Here is a 17,772-nt window from a genome sequence, read left to right on the forward strand (position 1 = left end):
ACCTCTTAATATGCGATCTTTTTCAATTCGAACTCTTTTGAGTCTAATTGAAATGTATGACAATGTTCTGGGATCTCAATAACTTTCTTGAATGCTAGTACTCTTTCACCTGAATAATGAATCGTTGAAGCTCCTAAACATGTCATCCCGAAATTGAGGAACGAGATATCCGGGATCCAGCTCTAACCGCGTGCTCCTTAGATTCCGTATAAGTTCGTTCCTCTCTTTACGGAATGACGAAACTGGGTTACTGAACTCGTCAAAACTTCGGTGCTGTACTAATAAATATCTCTACCGATTTTTCCAGTTTGGCGGACGTTTTTGCAAAAAGGCCAGTACCCCTTCGGTTTGATCCTCGGTATCGAACAGGCGGACAAACAATTCCCGTTCTTTCATCAGGCCATGTTGCAACGGTGCGCTGCGGCAATTTTGAATTAATGCTTTGCAGGCAGTAACCGACGACGGGGATTGATTTGCCACCGATTCAGCCAGCTTAACCGCGGCTTCCAGACTTTTACCTTGTTCCACAACCTCTTCGACTAATCGAATGTTACGCGCTTGTTCGGCTGTGACTCGCTCGCCACACAAAATAATACGTTTTGCCCAGCCTTCACCTACCAGCCAGGCCAGATTTTGCGTTCCGCCCGCACAGGGTAACAAGCCAACTTTTGCCTCTGGTAATGCCATTACGGCTTGCTGTTCAGCAATGCGAATGTCGCATGCGAGTGCCACTTCTAATCCCCCGCCCATGGCATAACCATTAATGGCTGCGATTGATACCCCCCGAAATGCCGATAAGGTTTCAAATGCTTCGCCAAAACAACGTGCCATGTCGCCCGCTATCGCTTTATCGCCGTCAGCAAACAACTTAAGATCAGCGCCTGCCGAAAAAAACTTGTCACCCTGGCCGGTGATCACCAAGGCATACACCTTTTTTAAATCATTCAAAGAGAGTATCGCTGTTTTTAGCGCATTCAGGCTGTCTGCCGTCCAGGTATTTGCCGGCGGGTTATTCATGGTGATCACCGCCACATGGTTATTCACTTCAACCTCTATCGCGGTCTGAACCAAGCCTTCATTTTCTGACATGAGCTTTCTCCATGTAATACCAGATTACAACAACTCGCACCCTTCGCGAAGCAGCCGACGGGCAATGATCAGGCGCATAATTTCATTGGTACCTTCAAGGATTTGATGCACCCGGACATCACGAAAATAGCGTTCAATGGGATATTCCTTGATATAGCCATAGCCCCCATACAGTTGCAGCGCCTGATCACAGACAGTGAATCCAACATCGGTCGCAAAGCGTTTAGCCATCGCGCAATAAGCTGTCGCTTCCGGATCCTGACGATCTAGCTTACTGGCGGCATACCTTACCAATTGTCTTGCTGCAACCAATTCGGTTGCCATATCCGCGATTTTAAATTGCAGCCCCTGAAACTGAGCCAGTCTTTCGCCAAATTGTTTTCGCTCAGTCATGTATTGCTTTGCCTGGTTTAAGGCTTGCTGCGCAGTACCGACAGAGCAGGTCGCAATGTTAATTCGTCCGCCATCAAGCCCCTTCATCGCAAACTTGAAGCCTTCTCCTTCTTGCCCTAACCGGTTTCGGGCGGGTATCACCACATTGTCAAATGTAATCGCCCGGGTCGGCTGACTGTTCCAGCCCAGTTTGGGCTCTTTCCGTCCATAGTGGATCCCTTTGGCATCAGCAGGCACGATAAAAGCAGAAATGCCTTTAGCATTGGCATTTTCAGGCCTAACATCATCCGTTCTTGCCATCACCACCAGCACGTCCGTTTCACCCGCACCGGAAATGAACGTTTTCGCGCCATCAAGAATGTATTGTTCGCCGTTACGCTTTGCCGAGGTCGTCAGCGATGCGGCGTCTGAACCTGCTTCAGGCTCAGTTAAGCAATACGAAGCCAGCCAGTCACCGGTGATCAATTGCGGACAATACTCCGCACAGGCCTCGTCAGTGGCAAAGCTGGCAATCATCCAGGTCACCATGTTATGGATGGTCATAAACGCGGTGGTTGACGTGCAGCCCATCGCGAGTTGCTCAAAGACAATTGAGGCATCTAACCTGCTAAGGGCTAACCCACCTTGGATCGCCGGGGTATAAAGGCTGAGAAAACCCAGCTCACCCGCTTCTTTCAGTACCTCCTTAGGGAAGATCTGTTTCTCGTCCCATTCAGCGGCCATCGGACTAAGCCGTTCAATTGCAAACTGGCGCGCTGTTTGGGCAAAGGCGCGTTGATCTTGATTCAGCTCAAAGTCCATAACTGCCTCCAATACCTAACCCACTTAACTACTTCAACTGAATAGTCAGATTCGGCCCGGTCGAAATATCATCATCAAACCAGCGCGCGGTAACGGTTTTGGTTTCGGTATAAAAGCGTACAGCCTGCTTTCCGTAAGCATGTAAATCACCGTGAAAACTGCCTTTCCAACCCGTGAACGAGAAGAAAGGAAGAGGTACAGGAATAGGGACGTTAATGCCTACCTGGCCGACCTCAATTTCATGCTGATATTTTCTGGCCACCGCACCGCTGGCCGTAAAAATGGATGTTCCATTACCATACGGATTGGCATTGACCAAAGCGATGGCCTCTTCAAGACTGTCGACTTCCAGACAGATCAATACCGGGCCAAAGATTTCCTGCTGATAAACCGACATTTCCGTTGTGACACCACTAAACAGCGTCGGTCCCACCCAGTTACCTTTCGGATATCCCTCGACGCCACATTGGCTGCCATCAAGTTCACATACTGCCCCTTGATCTTTGCCTTGTTGGATAAGATGTAGCACTCGGTCTTTCGCTAACGGGCTGATCAAAGGGCCGAATCCGGCAGAAGCATCATTCCACACACCCGGTTTTACTTTTGCCATCACCTTTTTCAAATCAGCGATCCAGCTTTTATCCCGGCCCACAAACACCGCGACAGAAATTGCCATACAACGCTGTCCGGCCGCACCGACCGATGATCCCACCAAATTATTGATCACTTGTTCTCTGTTCGCATCGGGCATGATCACCATATGATTTTTGGCACCGGCGAAGGCCTGAACCCGTTTCAGGTTATGGGTGCCAGTTTGATAAATATAGCGGGCAACCGGCACCGAGCCGACGAATGACACGGTGCGGGTATCAGGATGAGAGAGTAAATAATCGACCTGCTCTTTCTTGCCATGGACTATCTGCAGGACGCCTTTGGGAACTCCCGCTTGTTCAAATAATTCAGCCAGCCGTACCGAAGTTAATGGCGCTTGCTCGGAAGGCTTCAACACAAAGGTATTACCGCAGGCAATCGCTATCGGAAACACCCATAACGGGATCATGGCCGGAAAGTTGAACGGCGTGATACCGCAGCAAACACCCAAGGGCTGAGTGACTGAATAGGTATCAAGGCTCTCGGCTACATTTTCAACCATTTCCCCCATCATCTGGCTGGCTATATTGGCGGCCTGCTCTACCACTTCAATACCACGCCAAACATCCCCTTTCGCATCGGCAAAAATCTTACCTGTCTCCTGAGACACTAAAGTGGCCAGCTCATCATGATGTTCTTTTAGTAGCTGTTGATACCTGAGCATGAGCCTAGCCCGCTCAGACACTGCAACTTCTTTCCATTGCAAAAATGCTTGCGAGGCACTTGCAACGGCCTCCGTCACTTCCGCTTCTGTCGCGCAAGGCAGGTTAGCGATAATTTCATTGCTGGCCGGATTGGTGACGTGAATCCACTGCTTTGATACAGATTGGCGAAACTCGCCGTTAATAAAGAGAGGAACAGACTGAATCATGGTCATTTCCTTACATTGTTACACTGTTACGGAATTTCTATACCGATGGCTGTTGCTTCTCCACCACCAATACACAGCGATGCAACACCTCGCAATGGCTTGTTGACAGTAGATAATGACTGTAATTGCTTCAGCGCATAGATCAGGCTAACCAGTATTCTGGCCCCACTGGCTCCGATAGGATGACCTAGCGCACATGCGCCCCCCTTGATGTTGACTTTACTGACCGCTAAACCCAGCTTCTGCACCGCTATTTGGGCGACGACCGCAAAGGCTTCATTAATTTCCCAAAGATCGACTTCATCAATCGACCAATCGAGCGACGACAATAACTGCCTGATGGCAAAAGCGGGGGCAAGGGTAAATTCCGAGGGCTTTCGGGCATGAGAAGAATGCCCTTTGATGATCGCGAGCGGAACTAATCCCAGTTCTTTGGCCATATCAGCATCCATGAGAACTAATGCTGCTGCGCCATCAGAAATAGCACTGGAATTAGCCGCCGTCACGGTGCCATGTTTTGCGAAAGCCGGCTTTAATGTCGGTATTTTATCGGTGCTGATTTGTCCGGGGTGCTCATCATGCTCGATGCTCACGTCGTGATGTTTGGTAGAAACAGGCACTGGAACAATTTCATCAGCAAAAAGATGGTGTTTTTGCGCATCTCGTGCACGTTGAACCGACATCATTGCCCACTCATCCATTTGCAAACGTGTGAAACCCAGCTTATCTGCTATTTGCTGGGCATAGACGCCCATCAGTTCGCCCTCATACGCATCTTCCAGGCCATCTAAGAACATATGATCGTATGTTGTTCGATGCCCTAACCGCATTCCGCTACGTGCTTCTTTCAGTAAATAGGGAGCATTGGTCATGCTTTCCATACCACCAGCAATCGCCGCCTGAATACCTCCGGCCTTAATCAGATCATATGCCAGCATCACCGATTTCATACCGGAGCCACACACTTTATTGATGGTGGTACAGCCTGTCGAATAGGGTAAACCGGCATTGATTGCAGCCTGACGTGCCGGTGCCTGGCCACACCCGGCAGGCAGTACACATCCCATAAAAACTTCATCGATAGACTCAGGAGAGAGCGATATCTCATCCAGCACGCTCCTGATGGCATGCTGTCCGAGTTGCGGTGCTGACAGGGTTTTAAACTGCCCCTGAAAACTGCCGAGCGGGGTTCTCTTCGCCGATATAATCCAGATTGTTCTTTCCATCACTACGCCCTCTGACGACAGCAATCAAACAATATTTTGAGCCATTAATCCAAACTGCGATTTCTTGACCTTTTCGTAAGCATAGCACTAACATTTACGTAAACGTTAAGAAACAAACCAGCAATACCACCCGGTATGGTTCTGACCCAGATCGGCGCAATAACGTATCAGAGCCTTTCCAATCGCCATGCAGATCAGAGGGCATCATAAGGTGGAGACTTGCAAAATAAGCGAGCTGGCAAAAGAGTTCGATATCACTACCCGAAGCATCCGTTTTTATGAGGATATGGGTCTGCTGCACCCAGCCCGGCATGGCAATATCCGAGTTTATCAGCGTCGAGATAAAATCAGGCTCAAGCTGATCCTGCGGGGTAAGCGATTAGGCTTCTCATTAGCTGAAATTCGAGAACTGTTCGAGCTGTACGATACCAATCAAAGCAATACTCAGCTGAACCAGATGCTGACCATTATTGACGACAAGCAAATGACCCTACAACGCCAATTAGACGATATTAATATCGTGATGAGCGAACTCAGTGCAGCCCGTGAGCGCTGTCAGCAGGCATTGGATAGATCAAAGCCGCGATAGTGCAAAGATCCCTTAGACATCAACACCGCATCACAACTTGGGACAACCAGGAGATGTTATGAAAATTGCTTATACCCCACTTAATTTTGGCCTCGGTGAAACGATTGATATGCTTCGCGAGCAAGTGAATGCTTTTGCGGCCCATACTATTGTTCCAATGGCAGCCAAGATCGACCGGGACAATCAATTCCCGAACCATTTATGGCCTATGCTCGGTGAGATGGGTTTATTGGGTGTTACCGTCAGCGAAGAGTATGGCGGTGCCGACATGGGGTATTTGACACATGTGGTTGTAATGGAAGAGATAAGCCGAGCCTCAGCCTCTGTCGGGTTAAGTTATGCCGCCCATTCCAACTTGTGTGTAAACCAAATTTACCGCCATGGTACTGCAGAGCAATGTACCAAGTACCTGCCAGGTCTGATTGATGGCAATCAAATTGGCGCGCTGGCAATGAGCGAAGCTAATGCAGGATCCGACATCACCGCTATGCAACTGAAGGCACAGCTAGTCGGTAACCGCTACATTCTGAACGGCACTAAAATGTGGATCACCAACGGCCCGGATGCCCATACTTTGGTGGTTTACGCCAAAACTGATCCCGAGGCCGAATCCCACGGCATTACGGCTTTCATTATCGAGCGCGACTTCAAAGGTTTCAGCCATGCACAAAAACTCGACAAGCTGGGAATGCGCGGTTCAAACACCTGCGAGCTGGTATTCAAGAACTGCGAAGTACCCAAAGAGAATGTTCTTGGCGAAGTCGATCATGGCGTGAAAATTTTAATGAGCGGCCTTGATTACGAGCGCGTCGTGCTAGCTGCCGGTCCTCTTGGCATTATGCAAGCCTGCTTAGACTTAGTCGTGCCTTATATCCATGACCGTAAACAGTTTGGCCGTTCTATTGGTGAATTTCAGCTGGTTCAGGCCAAAGTCGCTGACATGTATACCCGCATGAATGCCGCCCGATCTTATGTGTATGCCGTTGCCGCTGCCTGTGACCGGGGTGAAACAACCCGCAAAGATGCCGCCGGTGTGATCCTCTATAGCGCCGAACAGGCCACCCGACTCGCGCTGGATACCATTCAGTTACTGGGGGGCAATGGCTATATCAATGAGTTTCCGGCAGGACGATTACTACGGGATGCCAAGCTTTACGAAATAGGCGCAGGGACTTCTGAGATCAGACGGATGCTGATTGGCCGTGAACTGTTTAAAGAATCGTAATAATAACGGTTCAAGATAACACTACTTTCCAAAAGGACGAGTATGGCAATTATTCAAAGTAAGGTTCAGCCACAAGATCCTCTGTTTGTCGCCAATCATCAGGCAATGACCGCGCTGGTCGATAACTTACGGTCTAATCTCCATGTCATTATGCAAGGAGGCGGCGAAGCGGCTCTCGCTCGTCAAAGAGAAAAAGGTAAATTACCGGTGCGAGAGAGAATTGATAAATTACTCGATGCCGGTTCGCCGTTTTTGGAACTCAGTCAGTTTGCCGCCTGGAATGTTTACGACGTGCCGGTCCCTTGTGCCGGTGTGGTCGCGGGTATCGGTCAGGTTGAAGGCATTGAATGTATGATTATCGCCAACGATCCATCGGTCAAAGGTGGCTCCTATTATCCTTTAACGGTGAAAAAACACCTTCGCGCACAGGAAATCGCCGAGCGATGCCATCTTCCCACGGTCTATTTAGTGGATTCCGGAGGTGCGAACTTGCCTCATCAAGCCGAAGTCTTTCCCGATCGGGACCATTTCGGGCGCATTTTCTATAATCAGGCTCGGATGTCAGCCAAGGGCATTCCGCAAATCGCCGTTGTGCTTGGCCTCTGCACCGCAGGTGGCGCTTATGTTCCGGCAATGGCTGATGTGTCGATCATCGTAAAAGAGCAAGGAACGATTTTCCTGGCGGGCCCGCCGCTGGTAAAGGCCGCGACCGGTGAGATTGTGACTGCCGAAGCATTGGGTGGCGCCGATGTGCACTGTAAAACATCGGGCGTGGCAGATTACTATGCCGAAAACGAACACCATGCTCTCGCCCTTACCCGGCAGGCTATTGCCAGCACCAATACGCCAAAGCTTAAGCCACCGGAAAAAACAATTGTTCCGCCGCAGTATGCTGCCGATGAACTCTACGGCATTGTCGGAACAAACCTGCGCCAGCCTTTTGATATCCGGGAAGTGATTGCCCGTATTGTCGATGATTCCGACTTGGATGAATTCAAAGCCTTATACGGTAGCACGCTGATCTGCGGATTTGCTCATTTGCACGGTCACCCTATCGGCATCGTTGCGAACAACGGCATTCTGTTTTCTGAATCCGCCCTGAAAGGCGCGCACTTTATTGAGCTGTGTAGCAAGCGAAAGATCCCGCTGCTTTTTCTCCAGAACATTACCGGCTTCATGGTCGGGAAAAAATACGAATCTGAGGGTATCGCTAAACACGGTGCGAAAATGGTGATGGCTGTCGCCTGTGCTGATGTACCTAAATTCACCGTAATTGTCGGAGGCTCATATGGCGCGGGCAACTACGGTATGTGCGGCCGGGCCTATAACCCCACAATGATGTGGATGTGGCCGAATGCCCGGATCTCTGTAATGGGCGGTGAACAAGCCGCCGGCGTTATGGCGCAAGTTACCCGCGATGTAAAAGCCCGTAACGGGGAAACATGGAGTGACGATGAAGAGTTCGCTTTTAAACAGCCGATTATCGCACTCTATGACGCCCAGGGGCATCCCTACTTTGCCAGTGCCCGACTGTGGGATGACGGTATTATCGACCCCAAGCACACCAGAGATGTGGTTGGACTCGCGCTGGCAGCGGCATTGCGGGATCCGATCCCAGAGAGCCAGTTTGGTATTTTCCGCATGTAAACGGGAGGAGGTGTGATGAAAGAGCAAGAAACCGCCGATCAGGCCCAAGAAGTATTATGCGCCGTCGATGAAAAGGGTATTGCAACCCTGACATTAAACCGGACCAGCAAACATAATGCTTTTGATGATGTTGTCATTCAGGCCCTACTCGATCATCTGGACAGATTAAAAAATGATCCCACCGTTTACGTCCTGGTATTACGCGCTATTGGTAAACACTTTTCAACGGGGGCCGATCTGAACTGGATGAGATCAATGGCCAAAAAAAGTGTCGAAGAAAACCGCCAAGACGCCAAGCAACTTGCACAACTAATGCATGTGTTAGATACCTTTCCTCACCCGACCATTGCACTGGTGCACGGCAGTGCATTTGGTGGCGCTTTAGGGCTAATTTGCGGTTGCGATATTGCCATCGCCAGCTCTGACGCACTGTTTTGTCTCAGTGAGGTTAAGCTAGGGTTAATTCCGGCCACCATTAGCCCCTATGTCTGCCGGGCGATGGGGGTCAGACAGGCCCGGCGCTATATGCTGACGGCGGAGCATTTTGACGCAGCAACGGCGCGGCAATTGAATATCATTCATATTGTCACAGATACGCTCAACGGTGCGTTAGAAAAACAACTCACCCGCTTAACCCAAATGATTCTTACCAATAGCCCCAATGCAATGACAAGAGCCAAACAGTTATGCCATGTCTGTGAACATAAAGCGATAGACTCTGAACTAAGAACACTGACCAGCGATTTGATCGCGGAGATCCGCAGATCTGAACAAGGACAAGAAGGGGTGAATGCTTTCTTTGAAAAGCGACCACCCGCATGGAGTGGCAAAGATGAGTAAGCCATCGGATCCGACAGTGATCAATCGTGCTCAGCCACCACAGTCTGTTAATGCAGCAGAGACGGTGAAACTCAATGTGATTAGAAAAATTAACCGTCTTCTGATTGCTAACCGAGGCGAAATTGCCTGTCGAATTATCGCCACCGCCCGACGTTTACATATCGAAACAGTTGCGGTGTATTCCGATGCCGATCGCAATGCCAAGCATGTTTCCATGGCAGATCAGGCGATGTGTATTGGGCCATCAGCAGCCCGTGGATCATACCTGAACATAAATGCATTATTGGTTGCAGCAAACGCCGCCCATGTTGATGCCATTCATCCCGGCTACGGTTTTTTATCAGAAAACGCGGGATTTGCCGCGGCTTGTCACAAACAAGGGTTCCTCTTTATTGGCCCATCCGCCGAATCAATCAATACCATGGGCTCAAAATCAGACGCCAAAAATATCATGGAAAAAGCCAACGTTCCGCTGATCCCCGGTTATCACGGCGATAGCAACCAGCCGGATATATTACTGCAGCAAGCAGAGAAAATCGGTTATCCCGTATTATTAAAAGCGGCATTGGGTGGTGGTGGCAAAGGCATGCGCATTGTTAATGTCGGCGCTGAAATGCTTGAAGCGATAGCCAGCGCCAAGCGTGAAGCGATGGCGGCCTTTGGGGATAATCATCTTTTGGTTGAAAAATACCTGATCAATCCAAGGCATATTGAAGTTCAAATTTTTGCCGATCAGCATGGAAACACAGTTTACCTATTAGATCGCGACTGCTCTATTCAACGTCGCCACCAAAAAATCGTTGAAGAAGCCCCGGCTCCGGGATTGAGTGAATCACTCCGGCGACAAATGGGGGAAGCTGCGGTTAATGCCGCCCGGGCCATTAACTATACCGGGGCCGGAACCATCGAATTCCTGCTTGAACAGTCAAAAAGCGATCCATCGGGGAGCAATCACGGCAGTCAGTTCTACTTTATGGAAATGAATACCCGCTTGCAGGTCGAGCACCCCGTGACGGAACTCATTACCGGGCAAGATTTAGTCGAGTGGCAAATCAGGGTTGCAGAAGGTCACCCGCTTCCCCTTCGCCAGCACCAGATAGTACCGAAAGGAAATGCGATAGAAGTCCGAGTCTATGCCGAAGATCCGGATAACGGCTTCCTCCCCGAGGCCGGCACCATCACGTACCTGCGTGAACCCGAGCCAAATAGACATCTTCGGATTGATTCTGGCATTCAGCATGGTGACACTGTCACTAGTTATTATGACCCAATGCTTGCAAAAGTTATCTCCTGGGGAGAAAACCGAACCGCTGCGATTTATCACCTTAAGCAGGCCTTAGCACAATACCGGCTGATCGGCTTGAAATCCAATATCCAGTATCTCCACCAATTAGTGAGCCACCCCGCCTTTGCACGTGAAGAGATCAGTACAGCCTTTATTGAACAACATCAGAATGCTCTGCTCGCCCAACAGCCTTCAATGATTGAACTAACAACCATTCAACCTGATACTGCGCCCGCTGTTTTGATAGCGAAATCTTTGTTGTTTTCTGCTGTTTACTTATTGCACCCGCAACAAAAAATTCCGCCCGGTTCACCTCAACATTGCTCGCTTCAAACCTATCGTCAGGTTCAATCACCATGGGCAATAGCGGGATGGCGCATGAATCAACCTGCCTCACAAACCGTCTGCTTGCAAGACCGTGATGGGCATCTCTTTGAACTGACGTTTGAGCTTAGCGAACAACCGAAAAAGCTAAGCTCAGAATTCAAATTAGTCGCTATAAAGACAAACAACCAGCAACACCGAGTCAGTCCGCTCACCATTACGCACATTCCGCGAAGAAATACACATTCACCGAATCAAATAGTGGTTGAGCTTTGCCAGCGCATTGATGCCATCCGACAACAAGAGAAATTCACTGCAATCCAAACTAACAACCAGATCGATATTTTCTATCAGGCAAGCCATGACATTTACTGCTCTGTTGTGAACGGTTACATCGCAAAGGAACATAAGGATAAAAAAGAGCCACTCACACAAGCACCAATGAATGGGGTCATATCCGCCATCTACTGTAAGGCCGGAGAGAAAGTTAATAAAGATCAGCCGCTTCTCATCATTGAAGCGATGAAGATGGAATATACTGTCAAAGCGCCGTACGACGGCGTTATTGAATCGGTCCGCTTCACCACCGGTGATCAAGTCGAGCATGGTCAGCAGCTGCTCAATATTGAGCGAACGGTAAACACACAATGAGCTTATTACCTGAACATGTCACCCTAGTGGAAGTTGGCGCCAGAGACGGCCTGCAGAATGAACGCCGCGTCAGCGCTGCCGATAAAGTCATGCTTATTAATCAATTGTCAGAAACCGGGCTAACCCATATCGAAACTGGTTCATTTGTCTCTGCCAAATGGGTACCGCAGATGGCCGATTCTAATCAGGTCTTACAGCAAATCGCCAGAAAGCCAAATATTGTATATTCTGCCCTGACACCAAACATTCAAGGATTCGAGCAGGCGCTGGAAGCAGGTGCCAATCAAGTCGCTATATTTACCTCTTCCTCTGAAGGCTTTTGCCATAAAAACATCCATTGCTCAATAGCAGAAAGCCTGGAACGATTTGCGCCGCTGATGGAGCTGGCCCGAGGTAATGGGATCGCGGTTCGTGGTTATTTATCTTGTGTTGTCGATTGCCCTTATGACGGTCCAACGCCCCCCGAAAAGGTTGCTGCTGTCGCAAAAGCACTGATTGAAATGGGATGCTATGAAATCTCGCTCGGTGACACCATCGGTACAGGTACCCCACTTCGTATCGCCAGAATGTTGGAAGCAGTAAACCACCACATTCCCGTACATCAGTTAGCGGTACACTTTCATGATACCTGGGGACAGGCATTAGCCAATATTTATCAGGCATTAAGCATGGGGGTAAATGTTATCGACACCAGTGTTGCAGGTATAGGTGGCTGTCCCTATGCCAGCGGAGCCAGTGGAAATGTCGCCACAGAAGACGTGATATATCTTTGTGAAGGTTTAGGAATAAAAACAGGTGTAGCTCTTAATAAAATTGCACAAGCAGGATGGCAGATTTGTAACAAATTGAATAAGCTGCCCGCATCAAAAGTATCACTCGCTTTGCTTGCACGAAACCAATATAGAAAAAACACCAATAAAAAAGGCGATAACTTCCCGCTCGATCAGTCGCTACCACCAAAAAGCTGAGTAACCTAATTTTTTACCAAGATATGATCTGCATATTAAGAAGATCGTAGAAAACGCTGATCTGCTTCTAGTTCATTTACCGCACGCCAGAGATCCAGCTCTCTTACTCTTTGTTTATTCAAGCCATGCCTGATCCCCTCTACCGTGAGTTCATCTAACGGACCTATATATTGCTCCGTATGATTTGAGAATATCGTCCTGAATTCTTCTTTTGTGGGCAATCTATTATTATCTTCTTCCAAGTTTTCAAAAATATCATTAACAGTCAATGAGATATCACTTTTGATGCCATCAAGATCTGAACTGACCATCTTGTCCTCACTGATAATTTAACAACGCAAAAAGCTATGCATTGATGTACAGGTTTATATTAATTCTAATTGTAGTTGAATTTTTATGTTATGATTATCATTAATTCAAATAACATATAAGCATCTATATAACAAAGGGAAATAATATACACGTTACAAGTTAGAGAAAAAATGAACATAAAAAACTCTAATTTATATATTATATTTAGTTCAAAAGATTGATATCGCTCTCCTTTTGGCGATAAATTGCCTTCCTTTCAGACCGTCAGCCTATATGCTTCTATACTTAAGCTAGTATGATAATGAAATATATAGACTTTTGCTTGAGACTATTGGATGGGAACTAAATTGCATTCGTATATTAGAAAGGCTCCTTTAAGGTATCGTTTTAAACGAGTATCATTCTTGTCTTTAACATTCCCCGCTTGTCTTTTCTATTCTGGCTTAGCTCATTCTAATACCATTTTTGAGCCCAATATTACTTTCTTGTCTAGTTCACTTGCTATTGAACAAAATGAAAACCAAGGCGATAGTATCTTACTCAGCTGGCTAGATGAATCACAATACACTGTATCTGATACGATCAATGAATATAGCACTTCAGTCGACCATTTCATTGGAAAGAAAGAAGATGAAAAGCCTTTAATGAACCGCAGTTACTTACGGATTCGATTTAGACCAAGATACACACACAGAGAGTATTTTGACTTTGATTCAAATGTTTACCTTAAACTAGATCTACCTCACACTAAAAAAAACTGGAAACTAATTCTTGAAACTGATCCTGATGATTATGACAGTCTCGAAAACAAGCAACGTGACATATCGGAAAGTAGCGATAGTGGAATTAGTGGTGCTATCGGTGGTGTTAGTTTACAAGACAAACAACTGGGGCAATGGAAAGCCGACTACGGTATCGGCTTAAAGATAAAACTGCCACTGGATCCCTTTGCTAAAGCTAATCTACGGCGTATAGATACATTAAGCGAAAATTGGACCAGCCGAATTAACCAAGAAGTATTCTATTATCACTCGAAAGGTCCAGGATTACTAACTTCTCTTGGCTTTTATTATGCTGTCAACAAAGAACACTCAAAAATAATCACATCCAGTACCAGCGCGCAGTTTCTTGATTCCGATAACAATTGGGAGTTAGTTCAGCAAGTTGAATATTATCACCGTGTGAATGAAAATAATTCAATTGAATATTCGGCAGGTGCCAGCACTGATACCGGAGATGACGAAGAAAGTACAAACTATTGGTTATCCACCGCATGGAAACAGCGTCTATATAAAGACTGGCTTTATTTAAGAATAAGCCCTGACATCAACTTCCAAAGTGAGTTTGATTATAAAGCAAATCCTGGGATTATGATGGAGCTGGAGCTTTTCTTCTCCATTAACGGCGATATAGACCGACTACATAAATACATCCCAAAACCAGAAACTATCGAGTAAGAGTATTAGACACTGAGATAAGCTATTTTCACATAGCAATCATTAAAAATTAATCTAGCGCAATACTCACCCCAATCGTAAATGTATATGCTGATAGATCATCTAAACCAATTAAAGTACTTGCTTCTGCGTAGGCATGCCAGTCATTATTAAATGCTCCCGAAATACCAAGATGCATACGACCATATAGTTGGTCATCAGATTTTATTATTATTGGCAATATTGTGCCAGAATTATCCGCTTGCAGCTGACTGATGATTTTTTCTGAATTGGCATCAAAATCATAATGTACATAACTTCTCAGGTATGGTTGAAAAACCCCCAAACTTGTGCGAAATGGATAAAAGAAGCTTGCCCCCGCAATAAACACGGTCGATTCCAATTCATTGATATCATCCACTTTTGATATCAGGTAATTAGAATTACCTTTTGAAGGCCGTTCAGCATACCTGTCAGTATCAGAGACAGTATGTTGAATCGAACTTTCAAGCGCAAAATTCCAATTGTTATCATGGATCAGATAACCCGAGCCCAGAGAAAAAACCCATATATCTGAATCAACATCATCAACATTAGTGATAACACTATCACTGTAAAGACTGATTTTACGTTCAATATCGGTATCAACTAAAGCGTAGCTTGCCGTAAAATCAAGATACCAGTTATCATGAAAATAACTAAAATATCCGGAGGCAACTAAGCCATCAATTTCACTTTCTGCATTCTCTTCACCGGAGTCGAACAAAGGTAAACCTAGCGCTAAACCAAAGAGATAATGATCATAAAGAAGATAATCGCCTCCAAGCGTAATCGATGTACCCTCGCTTTTATAATCTTTTTCAACGCTGGATGCGTTATTTCCAGAAGTAGTTGTATCCTGTTCAACCCGAACATAAGCACCGAACCTTGAGTAGCTCTCTTCAGCTAAATAGCCATTTTGGTACAATGTCAGTTCTGAAGATTGAGGGAAAGATGCTTGCGGTTGTACGTTGTTCTTTGCCGCCTGCCTGAGACTACTTGCACGTGCAGTTAACTCAGCAGTATTTAGATTATTTTGCTGTAGCAGCGAATTATTATTTAATCCCGAGGCGCGTCTCTGAAGTTTGTTTTGAGTAAATTTATCACCTCGAAAATCAGAGCTTAATTCTTTCAAGTTTGAGATTGCGACAGCATAAACTTCCTGCGTCATGCTTGTTAATTCGGCCATACCATTAGCGTTACTAACTCTCTCTGCAGAACTCGCCGCCATAGGGAAAAAAGCAGTCGTTATCACAATCGTTGGCGTTAACCCAAAGATAAAAAAAATGTTCTTATGCATATTCCCCCCAATAATCAGTGACACTTTCACGCTGTATATTTTTATGTAGTGCACAGCATGTGTTCATCGCTTTTAATCATAGAAAAGGAGAAAATTATCCGGTGTCGCAAAAGTAATTATATCCACAAAAAAATCAGATCACTTTAAAACGCACAGATAAATCTATTATTAACAATAGATTATGATGACACCCCTGTTCAAAATAAAACGTTTTCCTACTGGACAAATTTGCCTATAATTGCTAGTTAAAATCATGCACATTAACAGGCCAGTTAGCACTCTCGTTTTCATGAGAATCAATATACCCAAGTGCTCTCAAGATGCAGGATTCAGAGTGGGCTCGGCGAGTTCAATTCAAGAAAAAAGAGCACAGGAACGGTTGTCTATTTCAAGCTAATTTGACGCAGAAGTAGGCACGCAGACTCACTCCAAAAGGGCGAAAATATCGAGGTTACAGGGATATAAAACAGTCATTTTCTGCAAATAGCCGTCATTGTCGTCGGGAGTATACGTGGGAGATATGGCATTTTGCCCTAAGACACAAACATCCTGATAATGTTATACTTACGAAATGGAAAATCTAGATTTCAATCACTCTAAAATCAATTTTTGAGCAATCGATACATGCCGAATAACAGTGTTACAACAAATACAGTAAAATTAGGTAAGGGTTTCATATTTTACTGTTCAAAAAAACAGCTGTTGAATGGTCGGCATTGTATAGAATTAAACCATGCCGAGAGAGAAATCTTATGCTATTTAATTCAACATTCACCTCGGGTTGTATCTAAAAAAGAGCTTATAAATATTGGTTGGAACCAAAAGGAAATTTCAAGCACATCTCTATTTCAGACTATTCGCACATTACGAATAAAACTTAAGGAAGAAGAAAAAGGGCAAGTCATTGAAACAGTCCCTCGTCTCGGTTATATGATAAAGGTGACGGCTATAGAGCCAGTTAACCTACATAATGAAAACATCATTATAACCAATAAATCTAAAAACAAGTTCAATTATACACACCTGACCGTTGTCATATTGACATTTTTTATAATCAGTGCCTTCCTATACACCTTCGTCAACAAAGAAACATCATACTATCATAAAATAAGCTATGATCATGACAATAACACCTTTATTTATCTGACACAAAACGAAGATGACTTGGATTTTTTACAATCATATAGTAAAACATATATCACACCAACTGAAATGGATAACAAGTTATTTTTTATTGCTAAGATAGATAAATATTACTCTGTTGCCTTTTGTGATAAAAATCAACAAGGTACTTGTATCCCTTCCAGTTCACGCGCAGTTACTTTTGACCAATTTGAACTGGAATTATTCTGGCCTATATTGTCTTCGCATACGAATTATATTCAGACGATTTCATTATTCAATGATGAAAATATAAGTAGCACAACGGCAAAAACATACAATCTATATATTGAAGGCGGTAAGCTCTCTCCCAATCTCGTACAATCATCTTTGCAAAAAATCAGTAATCTAAAGTGGTCTTTCAGTAGTGTAAGTTACAAAGTAAATAACGAAAAAACAGAATTCATTCCTGTTTATTTTAAGGGTGGAGAATTTACTTTATTTAAAACAGATACAGCACCTTTTATTGCCGAAATATCAACAAAACCGAAGTATTTCAATTGGGTTATATCAGAAAACGAATTAGAACGAAGTGGTATAAGTAAACCCGGTAAAATACAAAATAATTTTAATTCCACTTTTGAAAAACAAAAAAAACACACAAGCTACATTGTTTTCCGTCAACAAGAACTTATTTTATGGTTTTCAAAAGATCTCGGTTTCTATTGGTTTAACAAAGATAAAATCGAAAACTCTAACTTCTCTGAACTGAGTAATTTTGAAAAATGTAAAGATATTATAGGATTAAACCCACAGCCTAACTGTGAAAATAATTAATCTCGGAATTGGCCTACTTCTCAGTTCTACCCCATCAAATGTAAGAGAAAGATCACTATCCGGTAGGGCTGCCAGTTGGTGAGTTCTCTTGTAATTATGCGAAAGGCCACTACAAAGTGGCCTTACTATAGATGTTGCTGCTCGATTGGTGAAGACCTATACCAGTTGGCATATTTCTTCCTGTAAT

At 45.3% G+C, this 17,772-nt stretch carries 14 protein-coding genes; 8 read left to right on the forward strand and 6 right to left on the reverse strand.

The features are described from left to right. Positions 1-291: 291 nt before the first annotated feature. The 4 genes from C9I89_RS09200 to C9I89_RS09215 are packed head-to-tail and all read right to left on the reverse strand — an operon-like array spanning position 292 to position 5,031. The gene (locus C9I89_RS09200) at positions 292-1,089 is read right to left on the reverse strand and encodes an enoyl-CoA hydratase (protein ID WP_107283058.1); all 798 of its coding nucleotides are present in this window, start codon (positions 1,087-1,089) and stop codon (positions 292-294) included. Between the two features lie 24 nt (positions 1,090-1,113). Next, the gene (locus C9I89_RS09205) at positions 1,114-2,283 is read right to left on the reverse strand and encodes an acyl-CoA dehydrogenase family protein (RefSeq protein WP_107283059.1); all 1,170 of its coding nucleotides are present in this window, start codon (positions 2,281-2,283) and stop codon (positions 1,114-1,116) included. 28 nt (positions 2,284-2,311) lie between these two features. After that, positions 2,312-3,805, reverse strand: coding sequence for a CoA-acylating methylmalonate-semialdehyde dehydrogenase (locus C9I89_RS09210; protein ID WP_107283060.1), 1,494 nt, complete (start codon positions 3,803-3,805; stop codon positions 2,312-2,314). 26 nt (positions 3,806-3,831) lie between these two features. Next, on the reverse strand, positions 3,832-5,031 hold the full coding sequence (locus C9I89_RS09215) for an acetyl-CoA C-acyltransferase (RefSeq protein ID WP_107283061.1): 1,200 nt from the start codon (positions 5,029-5,031) through the stop codon (positions 3,832-3,834). 211 nt (positions 5,032-5,242) lie between these two features. On the opposite strand from C9I89_RS09215, the gene C9I89_RS09220 reads away from it, so the two are divergent. The 6 genes from C9I89_RS09220 to C9I89_RS09245 are packed head-to-tail and all read left to right on the forward strand — an operon-like array spanning position 5,243 to position 12,560. After that, positions 5,243-5,620 (forward strand): MerR family transcriptional regulator, encoded by a 378-nt coding sequence (locus C9I89_RS09220; protein WP_107283170.1) that lies wholly within the window; start codon positions 5,243-5,245, stop codon positions 5,618-5,620. Positions 5,621-5,678: 58 nt separating this feature from the next. Then, positions 5,679-6,845: an isovaleryl-CoA dehydrogenase gene (locus tag C9I89_RS09225; protein WP_107283062.1), complete on the forward strand. Its 1,167-nt coding sequence runs from the start codon at positions 5,679-5,681 to the stop codon at positions 6,843-6,845. A gap of 42 nt (positions 6,846-6,887) precedes the next feature. Beyond that, positions 6,888-8,492, forward strand: coding sequence for a carboxyl transferase domain-containing protein (locus tag C9I89_RS09230; RefSeq protein ID WP_107283063.1), 1,605 nt, complete (start codon positions 6,888-6,890; stop codon positions 8,490-8,492). 15 nt (positions 8,493-8,507) lie between these two features. Next, on the forward strand, positions 8,508-9,332 hold the full coding sequence (locus C9I89_RS09235) for an enoyl-CoA hydratase-related protein (RefSeq protein ID WP_107283064.1): 825 nt from the start codon (positions 8,508-8,510) through the stop codon (positions 9,330-9,332). Next, entirely contained in the window at positions 9,325-11,592 is a 2,268-nt protein-coding gene (locus C9I89_RS09240) for an acetyl/propionyl/methylcrotonyl-CoA carboxylase subunit alpha (RefSeq protein WP_107283065.1), read from the forward strand. Before C9I89_RS09235 ends, C9I89_RS09240 begins: the two co-directional genes overlap by 8 nt. Further along, positions 11,589-12,560 (forward strand): hydroxymethylglutaryl-CoA lyase, encoded by a 972-nt coding sequence (locus tag C9I89_RS09245; protein ID WP_107283066.1) that lies wholly within the window; start codon positions 11,589-11,591, stop codon positions 12,558-12,560. The genes C9I89_RS09240 and C9I89_RS09245 overlap by 4 nt, the downstream gene beginning before the upstream one ends. 35 nt (positions 12,561-12,595) lie before the next feature. Here C9I89_RS09245 and C9I89_RS09250 read toward each other — a convergent pair whose 3' ends face one another. Then, positions 12,596-12,871 (reverse strand): hypothetical protein, encoded by a 276-nt coding sequence (locus tag C9I89_RS09250; RefSeq protein ID WP_107283067.1) that lies wholly within the window; start codon positions 12,869-12,871, stop codon positions 12,596-12,598. Positions 12,872-13,276: 405 nt separating this feature from the next. Between C9I89_RS09250 and C9I89_RS09255 the strand changes: the two genes are divergently transcribed. Continuing rightward, entirely contained in the window at positions 13,277-14,329 is a 1,053-nt protein-coding gene (locus C9I89_RS09255) for a hypothetical protein (RefSeq protein ID WP_107283068.1), read from the forward strand. 49 nt (positions 14,330-14,378) lie between these two features. Here the strand turns inward: C9I89_RS09255 and C9I89_RS09260 are convergent, their stop codons facing one another. Next, complete coding sequence (locus C9I89_RS09260; RefSeq protein ID WP_245905454.1) at positions 14,379-15,647, reverse strand: autotransporter outer membrane beta-barrel domain-containing protein; 1,269 nt, start codon at positions 15,645-15,647, stop codon at positions 14,379-14,381. 624 nt (positions 15,648-16,271) lie between these two features. Here C9I89_RS09260 and C9I89_RS09265 point away from each other — a divergent pair. Continuing rightward, positions 16,272-17,585 (forward strand): winged helix-turn-helix domain-containing protein, encoded by a 1,314-nt coding sequence (locus C9I89_RS09265; protein WP_107283069.1) that lies wholly within the window; start codon positions 16,272-16,274, stop codon positions 17,583-17,585. Positions 17,586-17,772 lie beyond the last annotated feature (187 nt).

This window comes from Photobacterium lipolyticum (assembly GCF_003026475.1).
GTDB lineage: Bacteria > Pseudomonadota > Gammaproteobacteria > Enterobacterales > Vibrionaceae > Photobacterium > Photobacterium lipolyticum.